This window comes from Novosphingobium soli, assembly GCF_042432915.1.
Classification (GTDB): Bacteria; Pseudomonadota; Alphaproteobacteria; order Sphingomonadales; family Sphingomonadaceae; genus Novosphingobium; species Novosphingobium soli.
This window is the reverse complement of sequence record NZ_JBHLWK010000006.1, coordinates 18,339-33,207: the sequence shown is the minus strand read 5'-3', so window position 1 is coordinate 33,207 and position 14,869 is coordinate 18,339. Positions and strand designations below refer to the sequence as shown.

Genomic DNA, 14,869 nt, shown 5'->3' with positions numbered 1-14,869 from the left:
CGCCTCGGCTTAGAAAGCCCGCTGCCCCCTGACCGCGAGGAGTTCCCCACATCATGCGCATCGTCTTCATGGGAACGCCGGATTTCGCCGTGCCGGCGCTGGTGGCGCTCGTCGAGGCCGGGCACGAGATCCTGGCCGCCTACACGCAGCCGCCGCGGCCCGGCGGGCGGCGGGGCAAGGAACTGACGCCGTCCCCCGTCCACAAGGAAGCCGAGCTGCGAGGCATCGCGGTGCGCCATCCGCCCTCGCTCAAGGGCCCGGAGGAGCAGGCCGCCTTCGCCGCGCTGGAGGCCGACGTCGCCGTGGTCGCCGCCTACGGGTTGATCCTGCCCCGGGCCGTGCTGGACGCGCCGCGGCTCGGCTGCCTGAACATCCATGCCTCGATCCTGCCGCGCTGGCGCGGGGCCGCGCCCATCCAGCGCGCCATCCTGGCGGGAGACCCGACGACCGGCATCACCATCATGCAGATGGAAGCGGGGCTCGACACCGGTCCGATGCTGGCGACGCTGCGCACGACGATCGATCGCAAGACGGCCGGCGAGCTCACCGCCGAGCTGGCGGACCGGGGGGCGCAACTGCTGGTCGGCACCTTGCGGGACCTGGCCGTCCACCGCCCCGTACGCCAGCCCGAGGAGGGCGTGACCTACGCCAGCAAGATCGACAAGGCCGAAGCCCGGCTCGACTTCACGCGCAGCGCCGAGGAGGTGGAGCGACAGGTGCGCGCCTTCGCCCCCACGCCCGGCGCCTTCTTCGAACTGGAGGGAGAGCGCTACAAGGTGCTGGCGGCCGACCCGGCGGACCTCGAGGGCGCGCCGGGGACCACGCTCGACGACCGCCTGACGATAGCCTGCGGATCGGGCGCCTTGCGCGTCACCCGCATCCAGCGCGCGGGCAAGCCGGCGATGGCGGCCGGGGAGCTGCTGCGCGGCCGCCCGATCGCGGCGGGAACGACGCTCGGCTGAGCGCCGGGCGAGGCCGTCACGCCTTCTCCGGCATCCGGCGGACCGGAGGCGCTTCGTCGATCCAGCGCGCGTGGCCTTCGCGCAGGGTGTCGGCAAGCTTCTCCCAGGCCGCGACCGGCTTGTCCTTCACGCGGATGTTGAAGCGATCCGTCCTGCGGAACTCCAGGACCTCGGCGCCTTGGGGACCCGCGGTGTACGCATAAGGCACTTCCGCGCCGACGAAGAAGCCGTCGCCGGCGACCAGCTCCTGCGTTCCCATCCGGATCGAGCCGGCGACCACGTAGTAGAGGCAGTCGCAGTCATGCGTGTGGAGCGGCAAGGGAAAGCCGCTCTTCACCCACAGCCGTGCCAGGCTCATGTCCTCGCGCCGATAAGGCACGTCGGCATATTCGCCGCGGACCTGCATGGCATCCTGCAGCCGCGGCTGGGCGGCGAGCAGGTTCGGGGTCTCGCCTTCGTACGTCATGCAGTCGCAGGCATCGAGCGCCGGCGCATCGGCGCCGCGGAAGATCTCGAAGCGGGGGCGCTGGTCTTCGGCCATGGTCGGCTCCTTTCCCGGTGCCCGCCATCGTGCCACCGGCGCCGGTGCCCGCCAAGCCCATTGCGCCCCGGCGCCAGTCCTGTATCGGCGGGGCGAAATGACCCGCTTCGCGCTTACCCTGGAATTCGACGGCGCCCCTTTCATGGGCCTGCAGCGCCAGGCGCACGGGCCCTCGGTGCAGCAGGCGGTGGAGGACGCGGCGCTGGCGGTCACCGGGGAAGCGGCGACGATGCACGCTGCCGGCAGGACCGATGCCGGCGTCCATGCCCTGGGCATGCGGGCGCACCTGGACATCGCCAAGCCGTTCACGCCGTTTCGGCTGATGGAGGCTCTGAACGCGCGGCTCCGGCCAGCGCCGGTCGCGGTGCTGTCGTGCGAGGCGGTGGACGACGATTGGCATGCGCGGTTCTCCTGCACCGGGCGCGCCTATGTCTATCGCATCGCCAACCGGCGCGCTCCGCTGACGCTGGAGCGCGGCAAGGCCTGGCAGGTCACCAAGCCGCTCGATGCCGCCGCGATGCACCGCGCCGCGCAGGCGCTGGTCGGCCGGCATGACTTCACGACGTTCCGCTCGGTCCACTGCCAGGCGGCCTCCCCGCTCAAGACGCTCGATCGCCTGGCGGTGCGGCGCGAGGGCGACATGGTGCTGATCGAGGCGGAAGCCCGCAGCTTCCTGCACCACCAGGTGCGCTCGATGGTCGGATGCCTCGCGCTCGTCGGCATGGGACGCTGGGCGGAGGGACAGGTCGCCGCCGCGCTGGCCGCGCGGGATCGCCAGATGCTCGGCCTCAACGCGCCGCCCGACGGACTGTACTTCGTGCGCGCGGTATACCCCGGCGAGTAGGCTGCTGCAGGGGCGCAGCGTCCCGGCAAGAAAATGTCGCAGAACCATACGCCTGCCGCCGCGTTGAGCGCAGCATTGGGCTGCGCGCTGCGGAGCCGGCGGATCGTGCTGGAGGTGCGAAGCGATGGAAGCCAGGGACGTCTTCACCAAGCTGGACCTGGAGCTGTGGCCCGATCCCGCCCGGACCGTGATCCGGCCCTTCCACTTCGCCTACCCCGAACCCTGGGCCGCCCAGCGGCCGCCGCGCACGCGCGTGCTTGCGGACCGGCTGCTCGCGCTGGACGAGAGCGTACGGGAGCGGATGCTGGATTTCGTGGCGGGGCCCATGCGCGAGCGGCATCGCAACGCCGACGCCATGTTCCTGCGCCAGGTCGCCTGCATGGCGGACGAGCTCGGCGACCTTTCCGCGATCAGCGAGCGCGACCGCCTGCTGCTCGGCGCCTACTTCAGCCAGGAGTACGCCTTCGAGTCGGCGGCGCTGTTCAATCCCAGCATCGTGCCGATCGAGGGCTTCGACGGGCAGCCGGAGGGAAGCGTCCGCTTCCTGCTTTCGCTGAGGGGCATCGGCGAGGGCCACGTCTCTTCTGTCACCTTCCGGACCGGCGCCTGGGACGGTAACCAGCGGGTCACGATCGACCCGACTAGCCCCCACTGCGTGCCGCCGCGCATCGAGAGCGACAACGAAGGTTGGGTCCGCCTCCAGTGCGACGACAGCGCCGATGTCTCGGAGACGGTGATCTTCCCGGTGCTGCCCAACCAGCGCCAGGGCGTGGAGGATCTGCGCATGGTCGTCTTCACCGAGGATGACGGCACGCGCCTGGTGATCGGCACCTACACCGCCTACGACGGGCGCAGCGCGCGGCAGGAGATCCTGCGCGGCATCGACCTGCGCACCTTCGAAATGCGCAGCCTCTCGGGCGCGATGACCGCAACCAAGGGCATGGCGCTGTTCCCACGCAAGATCGACGGCAAATACGTCATGCTGGGCCGCCAGGACAACGAGAGCATCTGGTTGCTGCGCTCCGACGACCTCAACGTCTGGGAAGACGGCATACCGATCATGGCCCCCCGCTATCCCTGGGAGTTCGTCCAGCTCGGCAATTGTGGATCGCCCATAGAGATCGATGAGGGCTGGCTGGTCTTCACCCACGCGGTGGGCATGGTCAGGGGATACTGCATAGGTGCCTGCCTGCTCGACCGGGACGAGCCTTCGCGCGTGCTGGCCCGCAGCCGCGCGCCGCTGGTGTTCCCCAGCGCCGAGCAGCGCGGCGGGTACGTCCCCAACGTCACCTACAGCTGCGGCGCGCTGGTACGCGGTCGGCGCGTCCTGCTTCCCTACGGCATCGGCGACGAGTTCACCGCCTTCGCCGTGGCCGATCTCGACGAGCTGCTTGGGACGCTGGTTCCCGAGTAAGCCGCGCCGCTCAGGCCTTGGCGACCACGCTTTCGGGCAGATCCTGGCCGAACACGCGCTGGTAGTATTCCGCCACCAGCATGCGCTCGGTCTCGTCGCACTTGTTGAGGAACGATAGCCGGAAGGCGAAGCCCACGTCCTTGAAGATGGCGGCGTTCTGGGCCCAGGTGATGACCGTGCGCGGGCTCATCACCGTGGAGATATCGCCGTTCATGAAACCCTGGCGCGAGAAATCGGCGACCTTGACCATGTTGGCGATCACGCCCTTCTCGATCTGCGGAACCTTGGCCGCGACGATCCCGGTCTCGGTCTCCGCGGGAAGATAGTTGAGCGCCACCACAAGGTTCCAGCGGTCCATCTGGCCCTGGTTGATCTGCTGGGTGCCGTGGTACAGGCCCGAGGTGTCGCCCAGGCCCACCGTGTTGGCGGTGGCGAAGAGGCGGAAGTTCCGGTCGGGCCGAATGACGCGGTTCTGGTCCAGCAGGGTCAGCTTGCCTTCGGTCTCCAGGATGCGCTGGATCACGAACATCACGTCGGGGCGACCCGCGTCGTATTCGTCGAACACCAGTGCGACCGGGTGCTGGAGCGCCCAGGGCAGCAGCCCTTCGCGGAACTCGGTCACCTGCATGCCGCCGCGAAGGACGATGGCGTCACGCCCGATCAGGTCGATGCGGCTGATGTGGGCGTCGAGATTGATGCGGATGCACGGCCACTTGAGGCGCGCGGCCACCTGCTCGATGTGCGTCGACTTGCCGGTGCCGTGGTAGCCCTGCACCATCACGCGCCGGTTGAACGCGAAGCCCGCCAGGATCGCCAGCGTGGTATCCGGGTCGAACACGTAGGTCTCGTCGAGGTCTGGCACGCGCTCGTCCGCCACCGAGAAGGCGGGGACCTTCATGTCGATGTCGATCCCGAAGGTCTCGCGCACGTCGACTTCGATGTCGGGAGCGGCCAGTACGGTGGCGTCGCGGTTCTCGGTCTGAATGTTGGAGTCTGTCATCGCAGGCAATCGCCTAAAGGACGGGGCGCTGCATCGCAATAACGTTTGCTTGCCCCTGGCTGTTTGGAGGTGGTGGCCGGCGGCGGGGGCGAGTGGGCGTTCCGGTCAGGGCGCGCATTTGGGCGGCAGGCTGAACAGCGCCATGAAGCGCTGCGCCAGCTCGGCGTCGCCCTCGATCGCCAGACCCACGTCCGCCGCCGGGAACTTGCCGTAGAAGGCCGCCAGATAGGGAAATCCCGCCTCGGCGGAAAAGTGCAGGTCGGGCGCGGGATCGTTTTCGCGCGCAGGGCGGATCGTGAGCTCGCCCTCGGCAAGCCGCGCGAAGAAGCGGGCGCGCCCGACATCGAAGCCTGCCGTCAGCGCCAGCTCGCCGATCCGGTCGGGCACAATCATCGTGCGCATCGAGAGCATCAGCGAAACCGGCGTGATCGGCAGCGAGGGATCGTGCAGGGTCGAGCGCACCGCCCAGCGGCCGAGTTCCTGCATCACCGGCTCGAGTGCCAGGCCCCAATCGGTGAGCGCGTAGACATGCACCGAGGCGGGCGGCGGCAGCGAGTCCCGGCGCACGATGCCGGTGCTTTCGAGGCTCTCCAACCGCTCCGTCAGCGTCTTGGCGCTCAGGCCCGGCAGTTCGGCCCGAATCTCGCCGAACCGCCGCGGTCCCAGCATCATCTCGCGTATGATCGGCAGCGACCAGCGCTCGCCGATGAGCTCCATGGCGAAGGCGGCCCCGCAGGCATCGCCGTACCATCGGCCATGAGGCCGCGGCTGGCGTTCTGTCGTGGCATCGGAACGACCCGTTTCTTTTTGTAACTTCATGGTTGCTTTTAGTTACCATTGCCTCCACCGTCCGGCAAGAGGCGATTCGAAAGCGACGCCATGCCAGGAGAGAGTGCCATGAGCCGGATGATATTCGTGAACCTGCCCGTCGCCGACCTCGACCGTGCCAAGGCGTTCTACACCGGCCTCGGCTTCGTCAACGAGCCGAAGTTCACCGACGAGACGGCCGCCTGCATGGTATGGTCCGATGCCATCTACGTGATGGTGCTCAGCCACGCGAAGTGGAAGACCTTCACCGACCGCCCGATCCCCGACAGCGGGTCGAGCGAAGTCATGCTCTGCCTCTCGTGCGACAGCCGCGAGGATGTCGAGGCGCTGAACGCGCTCGCCGGGAAGCACGGCGGCACCGCGGACGTGGCGCCGCCCAGCGACTACGGGTTCATGATGAGCCGCAGCTTCACCGACCCGGACGGCCACTTCTGGGAGGCGATGTGGATGGATCCTGCGGCGGCTTCCGGGGACATGCCCGCGGAACCCGCCTGAGCCGCCACGCCACGCCACACCGGAGAGACAGAGACGATGCCGATCGATCCCGCCGCCGCTATCGAGATCACCGCATTCGCGTGGGTTCCCTCCTTTGCGCAGGGCCACGTGCGGGACTTGCGCCCGCGCTGGGCCTGCGAGGAATACGGGCTGCCTTACCGCGTGCGGCTCATCAGCGCGGTCGAACGGCCCGAGTGGTACTACGACGAGCAGCCGTGGGGCCAGGTCCCCTTCGTGCGCGACGGCGAGGTCGGCATCTTCGAGAGCGGGGCCACGCTCATCCACATCGCCGAGAAGGCGGGCGCCCTGCCCCCGGCCGGCTCGCAGGAACGCGCCAGCGTGCTGAGCTGGCTGCTGGCAGCCTTCAACTCGATCGAGCCTCTGGTGATGGAGACCGTCAATTGCATGGTCTTCTCGCGCCGCGAGGAATGGGCCCGCCTCCGCAAGCCCTCGCTGGCCGAAGCGGTCGGTGCGCGGCTCGACCGGCTGGAGGCGGCGCTGGGCGACCGCGCCTGGCTGGCGGGCGAATTCTCCATCGCGGACATCGCCATGGCCACGATCCTGCGGGCCCTGCCCGACGACGGCCCCGGCACGTCGCTGGTCCAGGCGCGCCCCGCGCTGGCCGCCTATCTCGAACGTGCGCTCGCGCGGCCCGCGTTCCAGCGGGCGCTCGACGCCCAGCTCGCCCCGTTCGCGCACAACGCGCCTGCCAAGCAGAAGGAAGGAGCCTGAACCATGCCCTACGTCGATGGATTCGTGATCGCCGTTCCGAAGGCCAACAAGGACAAGTTCATCGCGCACGCGCGGCTGGGTGACCCGGTCTTTATGGACAACGGCGCCACGCGCATCTTCGAGTGCTGGCAGGACGACGTGCCCGAAGGCAAGCAGACCGACTTCTTCCGTGCCGTGGCATGCCAGGAGGACGAGGCGGTGGTCTTCAGCTGGATCGAATGGCCCGACAAGGCGACGCGCGATGCCGGGATGGCGAAAGTGATGGACGTCATGACCAACGATCCCCGCATGGATCCCGAGAAGAACCCGATGCCCTTCGACGGGGCACGCATGATCTTCGGCGGGTTCGAGCCCGTCGTCGTCTTCGGCGCGTAAGAGGAGAACGACCATGGGCAATTCCTTAGGTAGTTTCATCTGGTACGAGCTGATGACCAGCGATTCCGACGCTGCGGCCGCGTTCTACGCGAGCGTCGTCGGATGGCGGATCGGCGCCAACGTCATGCCGCAGGCGGGCATGGACTACCGGATGATCGAGCGCATCGACGGCGGTGGCGCGCCCTGCGGCTACAGCGGCGGCGTCTTCGCTCTGGACGACGAGATGATCGGCCAGGGCGCGTCCCCGGGCTGGACGGGCTACATCTACGTCCCCGACGTGGACGCCAAGGTGGCGCAGATCGAGGCCGATGGCGGCGCCACGCACGTTCCGGCCACCACCATGGAGGGCGTGGGCCGCTTCGCCATGGTCAGCGATCCGCAAGGAGCGGTGTTCTACGTCATGACGCCGGAGCCGCCGGCGGACGATCCCGACGCGAGCAGCGACGTGTTCACCGTGGACAAGCCGCAGACGGTGCGCTGGAACGAGCTGGTCACCCCTGACGACGACGCGGCCGTCGCGTTCTACACCCGTCATTTCGGATGGACCCAGCAGGGCGCGATGCCGATGGGCGCCCTCGGCGACTATCGCTTCATCCAGCTCGGCGAAGTTCCCATCGGCGCGGTGATGCGCAAGGCGGACTTCATGCCGGTGGCCGGGTGGACCTACTACATCGGCGTGGACGACATCGACCGTGCCTTCGCCGCGGTGAAGGACGCTGGCGGCAACCCCGCGGGCGAACCCCAGCAGATCCCGACCGGCGAGTACACGGTCCACGCCTTCGACCCGCAAGGCGCCTATTTCGGGCTGGTGGGGCCGCGCTCGTAGGCCACCGCACTTCCGGGATGCGACAAAGCCGCCGGACCGATTGACGCCGCCGCTGCGTTCCATCAATGTTCCGCCCTCACATGCGGGAGAATGCCGATGGCCGACTACACCTTCTTCACCAATCCGATGTCGCGCGGCCAGATCGCGCGCTGGGCCCTGCATGAGGCCGGCGCCGACTACGAGCAGGTCCTGGTCGATTGGAAAAGCAAGCCCGAGGCGTTCCTCGCGGCGAACCCGATGGGCAAGGTGCCGACCATCGTCCATCACGCCCCAGGCGGCGACCGCGTGGTGACCGAGGCGGCGGCGATCTGCCTCTACCTGGCGGAAATGCATCCGGAGGCCGGGCTGCTGCCGAACGATGAGGAGATGGCGGACTACTACCGCTGGACCGTCTTCGCGGCCGGTCCGATCGAACAGGCGATTACCTCGCGCGCGCTCAAGTTCGAGCCGAAGCCCGAACAGGAGATGATGGCGGGCTGGGGCAGCTTCGAGCGCACGATCCACACCATCGAGGCCAAGCTGGAGGGTGCGACCTGGGTCTGCGGGGAGCGGTTCAGCATGGCGGACGTCTATGTCGGCAGCTCAATCGACTGGGGCCTCACCTTCGGCATCCTGCCTCCCCTCCCCGCGCTCGTGGCCTATGCCGAGCGCTGCCAGCAGCGGCCGGCGTACAAGGCGGCCAAGGCGATCGACGGCAAGCTGATCGAGGAGATGAAGCGATGACGGTCCCGGCCGCGGCAACGGCGAAGAACCGCATCTGCCTGTGGTACAACGGCGATGCGCAGGGCGCGGCGGCGTTCTACGCATCGGTGTTCCCCGAGACCACCGTCGATGCGATCCAGCACGCGCCGGCCGATTATCCGGACGGCGAGCAGGGCAACGTCCTGGTGGTCGAGTTCACGGTGATGGGCATCGGCTGCATCGGCCTCAACGGCGGCGATCAGTTCACGCATTCGGAAGCCTTCTCGTTCCAGGTCGCCACCGACACCCAGGAGGAGACGGACCGCTACTGGAACGCCATTGTCGGCAATGGAGGTCAGGAGAGCATGTGCGGCTGGTGCAAGGACAAGTGGGGGCTGTCCTGGCAGATTACCCCGCGCGCTCTCACCGATGCCATGGCACTGCCCGATCGCGCCGCGGCCAAGCGGGCGATGGAGGCCATGATGACGATGCACAAGATCGACATCGCGGCGATCGAGGCGGCGGTCGCCGACACCCTGGGAGCGCCGGCATGACGCTCGCGCTCTACGGCCATCCGTTCTCCTCCTATACCTGGAAGGCCCGGATCGCCCTGCTCGGCGCCGAGATCGAGCACGCGTTCCGGATCGTCGATGCCGACCATCCGGAGCACGCGCAAGTGGTCGCGCTGGCCGGGCCGCAAGGCAAGTTCCCGGTGCTCCAGGACGGCGAGAACCTGATCTTCGAAGCCACCTCGATCATCGAGTATCTTTCGCAGCACCACGTCCACACCGATGCGCTGGTTCCCTCGGACCCGGATGCCGCCATCGGTGTCCGCATGCTGGACCGGGTCTTCGACAACTACGTGATGAACATCATGCAGGAGGTCGTGAACGAGTACCTGCGCGACCGCGAGAACCCCGACATGGAGCGCGTCGCCGATGCACGGTCCCGGCTGGAGCGGACCTACGCCTGGCTGGAGGGCTGGCTGCAGTTCTATCCGCCGCTGGACCATGTGACGCTGATCGAATGCGCCGCCGCGCCGGCGCTGTTCTATGCCGACTGGGTACATCCCATTCCCGAGCAGTTCCCGCGGCTTCGGCGCTGGCGTGCCCACCTGCTGAGCCTGCCGCCGGTGGCCGCCTGCGTCGAGGACGCAAGGCCCTACCGCGCCGGCTTCCCGCTCGGCGCCCCCGATCGCGATTGAGGAGAGAAGCCATGCCCAACGAGCTGTCGATCAACCGCTACATCGCGGCACCGCCCGGCAAGGTATGGGAAGTCCTTGCCGACCGGCAGGCCGAGTGGTGGTGCCCCACCCCGTGGCGCGCCGAGGTGGACGAGCAGGACCGGCGGCCCGGCGGGGTCTGCCGCATGACGATGTACGGACCGGACGGCGAGGTCATGCCGCAGAACGGCATCTACCTCGCCTACGACGAAGGCCGGCGCTTCGTGTCCACCGACGCGATCGTCGACGACTTCCAGCCCTCGGGCCCCTTCATGATCGGCATCTGGGAGATCGCCCCGGAAGGCGAAGGGACCCGCTACACCGCCACGGCGCGGCACTGGACGGAACAGGCGTGCAAGGAGCACGAGGAGATGGGCTTCGTCGAAGGCTGGCAGGCCTGCGCCGACCAGCTCGCCGCCATCTGCGAGCGAGAGGCCTGACACCTGGCTCCCGGAAGCGTCAGGCGAAGGCCGGCGCTTTCCTGAGCAGCTGGTAGGCCTCCACCACGCCCTGCAGCCGGGCGGCATGTCCGTGGTCGCCGCCGTTGTGATCGGGATGATACTGGCGCAGCAGCCGCGTGTAGCGCAGCCTCAGCGTCTTGCGGTCGACCTCGGCATCGAGGCCCAGCACCTCGAGCGCGCGGCGCTCGTTGGGAGAGAAGCGCGCGTTCTCCGGCCTGAGATCGGCCTGCCGCCGCTTGGCATGGGCGCGTGCCCGCGCGGTGATCGCCTCCAGGGGGTCCGAGAAGTCCGCCCAGCGCGGACTGCTGTCCAACCCGGCGTCGGGGCGGAAGGCGCGCGTCTGCGTCTCCCAGCCATGCAGCGGGGACTGGGCGCGCAGGATCTCCTCCGAGTCCATCCCGTCGAAATAGTCATAGCCCGAATTGAACTGGCGCACGTGATCGAGGCAGAACCAGCGGTAGTCGCCCGGGCCGTCGAACCCAGAAGGGCGACCGCCCGGGGCGCGAAACTCACCCGCCTCCCTGCATCCCGGCCAGGTGCACTCGCGCCCGGACGATTCGATCCTGCCATGAAATCTATGCTGTCTCACCGGCTTCAAGATGGGGGACGGATCGCCTAAAGTGAAGGCATGACTGGACCACTTGCACTCGAAATGCGCCAATTGCTGACCGACGCCTTCGCGCCTCTAGCGCTGGAGGTCATCAACGATTCCGCCACGCACCGCGGCCATACGGGGGACGACGGCAGCGGCGAATCGCACTTCACCATCGTGATCGAGAGCGCCCGGTTCGCCGGTGTCTCGCGCCTGCAGCGCCAGCGCATGGTCAACGCCGCGCTCGGCGACATACCCGGCAACCGGGTCCATGCCGTGGCGATCAAGGCCCGCGCCCCGGGCGAGTGACGCCCCTGCCGATCGTGCTGATCGGCAGATCCCCATCACGGTTGCCCTTTGCCGGCCGCGGGCCTAAATGCGCGCACCATGCCGACACCGCTGACCTTCGCTGTCCCCAAGGGCCGTATCCTCGACGAGGCGCTTCCGCTGATGGCGCGCGCCGGCGTCGTTCCCGAGGCGGAGTTCCACGACAAGAAGTCGCGCGCGCTCTCGTTCGCCTGCGAGGGCAGCGACATGCGCCTGATCCGCGTGCGCGCCTTCGACGTCGCCACCTTCGTCGCACACGGGGCCGCGCAGGTGGGCATCGTCGGTTCGGATGTGGTGGAGGAGTTCGCCTACCCCGACCTCTACGCGCCGGTCGACCTCGCCATCGGGCATTGCCGCCTCTCGGTCGCCGAACCGGCGGGCGAGGCGAGCGGCGCCCTGCCCTCGCACCTCAGGATCGCGAGCAAGTACCCGAACCTGACGCGTCGCCACTTCGAGACGCTGGGCGTGCAGGCGGAAGTCGTGAAGCTCAACGGCGCGATGGAGCTTGCGCCCTCGCTCGGCCTGTCGAGCCGGATCGTCGACCTCGTCTCGACCGGGCGCACGCTCAAGGAGAACGGCCTGGTGGAGACCAGCCGGATCCTCGACGTCTCCGCCCGCCTGATCGTCAACCGTGCGGCGCTCAAGACCGACGAGCGCGTCGCCGCGCTGGTCTCTGCGTTCCGCGCGCTGGTGGCCGAGAAGGCACCCGAAGCGGTCGGCGCCTGATGCTGCGTCTCTCCAGCAGCGATCCCGGCTTCGCCGAGGCCTTCGCGGCCGTGGTCGCCGACCGGCGCGAGAGCGCGGTCGATGTCGCCGCCGATGTCGCGGCGATCCTGCGTGACGTGCGCGAACGCGGAGACGCGGCGCTGGCCGAGCTCACGACCAGGTTCGACGGCCATGACCTGGACCGGACCGGCTGGAGCATCGACGCCCCGGCTTGCGCGAAGGCCTTCGACGCTCTCGATCCCGCGTTGCGGGAGGCGCTGGAACTCGCCGCGGCGCGCATCCGCGCCTACCACGCCGCGCAGCTTCCCGAGGACCGCGACTACACCGACGCCGCCGGGGTGCGGCTGGGCGCCACCTGGCGCGCGGTGGATGCGGCCGGTCTCTACGTGCCCGGCGGTCGCGCCGCCTACCCCTCTTCGCTGCTGATGAACGCCATTCCGGCCAAGGTCGCCGGGGTGGAGCGGCTGGTGGTGGTCACGCCCACGCCGAACGGCGAGGTCAATCCGCTGGTGCTTGCCGCCGCGCACCTCGCCGGTGTGGACGAGGTCTGGCGGGTCGGCGGCGCCCATGCCGTCGCTGCGCTCGCCTATGGAACCGGCAGGATCGCGCCCGTCGACGTGGTCACCGGCCCCGGCAACGCCTGGGTCGCGGAAGCCAAGCGCCAGCTCTACGGCGTCGTCGGCATCGACATGGTGGCCGGGCCCAGCGAGATCCTGGTGATCGCCGATGCCCGGAACGACGCGCGCCGGATCGCGGCCGACCTGCTGAGCCAGGCCGAGCATGACCCGACCTCGCAGTCGATCCTCATCACGGATGACGCCGCGTTCGCGGACGCCGTTGCCGCGGCGGTGGAACTCGAACTCGCCGCGCTCGCCACGCAAGCGACCGCCCGCGCGAGCTGGAGCGCCAACGGCGTCGTCATAGACGTCGGGAGCCTGGACGAAGCGCCCGCCCTCGCCAACGCGCTCGCCGCCGAGCATGTCGAGATCGCCACCGAGGACGCGGAGGCGCTGATGCGGCGCATCCGCCATGCGGGCTCGGTGTTCCTCGGCCGGATGACGCCCGAGGCGGTGGGCGACTACGTCGCGGGTCCCAACCATGTCCTGCCCACCGGGCGCCGCGCCCGGTTCTCCTCGGGGCTCTCCGTCCTCGATTTCATGAAGCGCACCAGCTTCATCCAGCTCGACCAGGCGGCGCTGGCGGCCATCGGCCCCGCCGCCGTCGCCCTTGCCGATGCGGAAGGGCTCCCCGCGCATGCGCGCTCCATTTCGATAAGGCTCGGCCAATGACCAGTTCCAAGCAGAAGCGGGCCGCGGCCCGTCTTGCCGCCGTCCAGGCGCTCTACCAGTACGACATGGAAGGCACCCAGCTGCCGACGCTGCTCGACGAGTTCCATCGCCACCGGCTCGGCATGGAGATCGACGAGGCGCAGTTCGCGCAGGCGGAAGTCGCGTTCTTCGACGACGTCGTGAAGGGCGTCGTGGCGCGGCGCGACGAGATCGACGCGCTGCTCGCCTCGAAGCTGTCGGAAGGCTGGTCGCTGGCCCGCCTCGACAAGACCATGCTGCAGATCCTGCGCGCGGGCGCCTACGAGCTGATGGCGCGGTCCGACGTGCCGACCGGGGCGGCGATCAGCGAATACCTCGACGTCGCCCACGCCTTCTTCGACGCGCGCGAGGCGAAGTTCGCCAACGGCGTGCTGGATTCGGTGGCCAAGGCCGTCCGCTGACGGCATGATCGGGCGATGACCGGCGAGCACGCCTTCATCCGGGCGCTGCGCGCCATCGCCTGCGATCCCGCCGCGCGCGGGCTGGCGGACGATGCCGCGGTCCTGGTCCTGGGCGGCGAGACGCTGGTGCTCACCCTCGACACGGTGGTCGAGGGGGTCCACTATCTGCCCGGCGATCCGCCGGCGGACGTGGCCTGGAAGCTCGTCGCGGTGAACGTCTCGGACCTCTGCGCCAAGGCCGCGACGCCGGTGGGGTGCCTCTATTCGCACGCGCTCGGCGAGGCGGAGTGGGACGCCGCCTTCCTCGCCGGCCTCGACGCGGCCTGCCGGCACTTCGCCATCCCGCTGCTCGGCGGCGACACCGTGCGCATGCCGGCCGCGGCGCCGCGCAGCTTCTCGCTAACCGCGCTCGGCACCGGGCCGCGGGACGCCCCGGTGCCGTGCCGGACCGCGGCCAGGGGGGGCGATCGCCTGTGGGTCAGCGGCACCATCGGCGATGCCGGCCTGGGGCTGGCCGCAGCACGCGATCGCCGCGCCGGGGAGCCGGCGGCGCTGGCCCGGCTGGTGGCGCGCTATCGCCGGCCCTGCCCGGACCCGCGGCTCGGTGCGGCGCTCGCCCCGCTGGTCCACGCCATGATGGACGTCTCGGACGGGTTGCTGGTCGACGCCGCGCGCATGGCCGAGGCGAGCGGCGCGGCGCTGCGCATCGCCCTCGACGCCGTTCCCCTGTCCGCCGCGCTGGTGGCCGTGGCCGGCGACACGCGCCAGGCCCGCCTGGCCGCGACGACCGCGGGGGACGACTACGAGTTGCTGTTCACCGCCCCGGCCGAGCACACCGCCCGCATCCGCGAGACGGCAAGCGCCCTCGACCGCCCGCTCACCCCGATCGGCGTGGTCGAGACAGGGCACGGACTGTCGCTCACGCACGACGGAGAGGACATCCCCCTCCCCCGTCGCCTGGGCTACGAGCACTGAACCCCGCGCGCGGGCAGCCTCGATCCCCCGGCAGACAATACCCGCTTGCCACTCGTGCGCCTTCGCGATAGCCCTGACGACCTCGAGCGGGGAAAACCCGCCGTGACAAGAACAGAACATAAAATGGGAAGGGGACATC

General features: G+C 69.3%; 20 protein-coding genes. 16 read left to right on the top strand and 4 right to left on the bottom strand.

Translation table 11 applies throughout. The features are described from left to right. Window positions 1-53: 53 nt before the first annotated feature. Entirely contained in the window at window positions 54-962 is a 909-nt protein-coding gene (gene fmt / locus ACFFJC_RS01985; protein WP_379485903.1) for a methionyl-tRNA formyltransferase, read from the top strand. A 16-nt stretch (window positions 963-978) separates the two neighbouring features. On the opposite strand, the gene ACFFJC_RS01980 is transcribed toward fmt, so the two are convergent. After that, on the bottom strand, window positions 979-1,503 hold the full coding sequence (locus tag ACFFJC_RS01980; RefSeq protein WP_379485902.1) for a cupin domain-containing protein: 525 nt from the start codon (window positions 1,501-1,503) through the stop codon (window positions 979-981). Window positions 1,504-1,600: 97 nt separating this feature from the next. Between ACFFJC_RS01980 and truA the strand changes: the two genes are divergently transcribed. Beyond that, window positions 1,601-2,347, top strand: a complete 747-nt coding sequence (gene truA, locus ACFFJC_RS01975; RefSeq protein ID WP_379485901.1) for a tRNA pseudouridine(38-40) synthase TruA — start codon at window positions 1,601-1,603, stop codon at window positions 2,345-2,347. A gap of 124 nt (window positions 2,348-2,471) precedes the next feature. After that, window positions 2,472-3,761: a glycoside hydrolase family 130 protein gene (locus ACFFJC_RS01970; RefSeq protein WP_379485900.1), complete on the top strand. Its 1,290-nt coding sequence runs from the start codon at window positions 2,472-2,474 to the stop codon at window positions 3,759-3,761. A 10-nt stretch (window positions 3,762-3,771) separates the two neighbouring features. Here the strand turns inward: ACFFJC_RS01970 and cobS are convergent, their stop codons facing one another. Continuing rightward, window positions 3,772-4,761, bottom strand: a complete 990-nt coding sequence (gene cobS, locus ACFFJC_RS01965; protein WP_379485899.1) for a cobaltochelatase subunit CobS — start codon at window positions 4,759-4,761, stop codon at window positions 3,772-3,774. Window positions 4,762-4,866: 105 nt separating this feature from the next. Continuing rightward, window positions 4,867-5,580, bottom strand: a complete 714-nt coding sequence (locus ACFFJC_RS01960; RefSeq protein WP_379485898.1) for a winged helix-turn-helix transcriptional regulator — start codon at window positions 5,578-5,580, stop codon at window positions 4,867-4,869. A 78-nt stretch (window positions 5,581-5,658) separates the two neighbouring features. Between ACFFJC_RS01960 and ACFFJC_RS01955 the strand changes: the two genes are divergently transcribed. The 8 genes from ACFFJC_RS01955 (at window position 5,659) to ACFFJC_RS01920 (ending at window position 10,360) form a co-directional block, all read left to right on the top strand. Then, complete coding sequence (locus ACFFJC_RS01955) at window positions 5,659-6,084, top strand: VOC family protein (RefSeq protein WP_379485897.1); 426 nt, start codon at window positions 5,659-5,661, stop codon at window positions 6,082-6,084. A gap of 36 nt (window positions 6,085-6,120) precedes the next feature. Continuing rightward, window positions 6,121-6,816 carry a glutathione S-transferase family protein gene (locus tag ACFFJC_RS01950; RefSeq protein ID WP_379485896.1) on the top strand — a complete coding sequence of 232 codons (696 nt, stop codon included), beginning with the start codon at window positions 6,121-6,123 and terminating at the stop codon, window positions 6,814-6,816. Between the two features lie 3 nt (window positions 6,817-6,819). Next, window positions 6,820-7,191, top strand: a complete 372-nt coding sequence (locus tag ACFFJC_RS01945) for a DUF1428 domain-containing protein (protein ID WP_379485895.1) — start codon at window positions 6,820-6,822, stop codon at window positions 7,189-7,191. Between the two features lie 13 nt (window positions 7,192-7,204). Then, window positions 7,205-8,017 (top strand): VOC family protein, encoded by an 813-nt coding sequence (locus tag ACFFJC_RS01940; RefSeq protein ID WP_379485894.1) that lies wholly within the window; start codon window positions 7,205-7,207, stop codon window positions 8,015-8,017. A 96-nt stretch (window positions 8,018-8,113) separates the two neighbouring features. Then, window positions 8,114-8,740, top strand: coding sequence for a glutathione S-transferase family protein (locus tag ACFFJC_RS01935; protein WP_379485893.1), 627 nt, complete (start codon window positions 8,114-8,116; stop codon window positions 8,738-8,740). Then, window positions 8,737-9,252 (top strand): VOC family protein, encoded by a 516-nt coding sequence (locus ACFFJC_RS01930; protein WP_379485892.1) that lies wholly within the window; start codon window positions 8,737-8,739, stop codon window positions 9,250-9,252. The genes ACFFJC_RS01935 and ACFFJC_RS01930 overlap by 4 nt, the downstream gene beginning before the upstream one ends. Beyond that, window positions 9,249-9,902: a glutathione S-transferase family protein gene (locus ACFFJC_RS01925; protein ID WP_379485891.1), complete on the top strand. Its 654-nt coding sequence runs from the start codon at window positions 9,249-9,251 to the stop codon at window positions 9,900-9,902. The genes ACFFJC_RS01930 and ACFFJC_RS01925 overlap by 4 nt, the downstream gene beginning before the upstream one ends. A gap of 11 nt (window positions 9,903-9,913) precedes the next feature. After that, window positions 9,914-10,360, top strand: a complete 447-nt coding sequence (locus tag ACFFJC_RS01920; protein WP_379485890.1) for an SRPBCC family protein — start codon at window positions 9,914-9,916, stop codon at window positions 10,358-10,360. A 19-nt stretch (window positions 10,361-10,379) separates the two neighbouring features. Here the strand turns inward: ACFFJC_RS01920 and ACFFJC_RS01915 are convergent, their stop codons facing one another. Next, on the bottom strand, window positions 10,380-10,970 hold the full coding sequence (locus ACFFJC_RS01915) for a DnaJ domain-containing protein (RefSeq protein ID WP_379485889.1): 591 nt from the start codon (window positions 10,968-10,970) through the stop codon (window positions 10,380-10,382). Window positions 10,971-11,009: 39 nt separating this feature from the next. Here ACFFJC_RS01915 and ACFFJC_RS01910 point away from each other — a divergent pair, with 39 nt between their 5' ends. From ACFFJC_RS01910 to thiL, 5 genes are all read left to right on the top strand, one after another. Then, window positions 11,010-11,282: a BolA family protein gene (locus ACFFJC_RS01910; protein WP_379485888.1), complete on the top strand. Its 273-nt coding sequence runs from the start codon at window positions 11,010-11,012 to the stop codon at window positions 11,280-11,282. A 78-nt stretch (window positions 11,283-11,360) separates the two neighbouring features. Next, window positions 11,361-12,026: an ATP phosphoribosyltransferase gene (hisG, locus tag ACFFJC_RS01905; RefSeq protein ID WP_379485887.1), complete on the top strand. Its 666-nt coding sequence runs from the start codon at window positions 11,361-11,363 to the stop codon at window positions 12,024-12,026. Beyond that, window positions 12,026-13,315: a histidinol dehydrogenase gene (hisD, locus tag ACFFJC_RS01900; protein ID WP_379485886.1), complete on the top strand. Its 1,290-nt coding sequence runs from the start codon at window positions 12,026-12,028 to the stop codon at window positions 13,313-13,315. Before hisG ends, hisD begins: the two co-directional genes overlap by 1 nt. Next, window positions 13,312-13,755, top strand: coding sequence for a transcription antitermination factor NusB (gene nusB, locus ACFFJC_RS01895; RefSeq protein ID WP_379485885.1), 444 nt, complete (start codon window positions 13,312-13,314; stop codon window positions 13,753-13,755). Before hisD ends, nusB begins: the two co-directional genes overlap by 4 nt. Window positions 13,756-13,770: 15 nt before the next feature. After that, entirely contained in the window at window positions 13,771-14,730 is a 960-nt protein-coding gene (gene thiL / locus ACFFJC_RS01890; RefSeq protein ID WP_379485884.1) for a thiamine-phosphate kinase, read from the top strand. The last annotated feature ends 139 nt before the right edge of the window (window positions 14,731-14,869 follow it).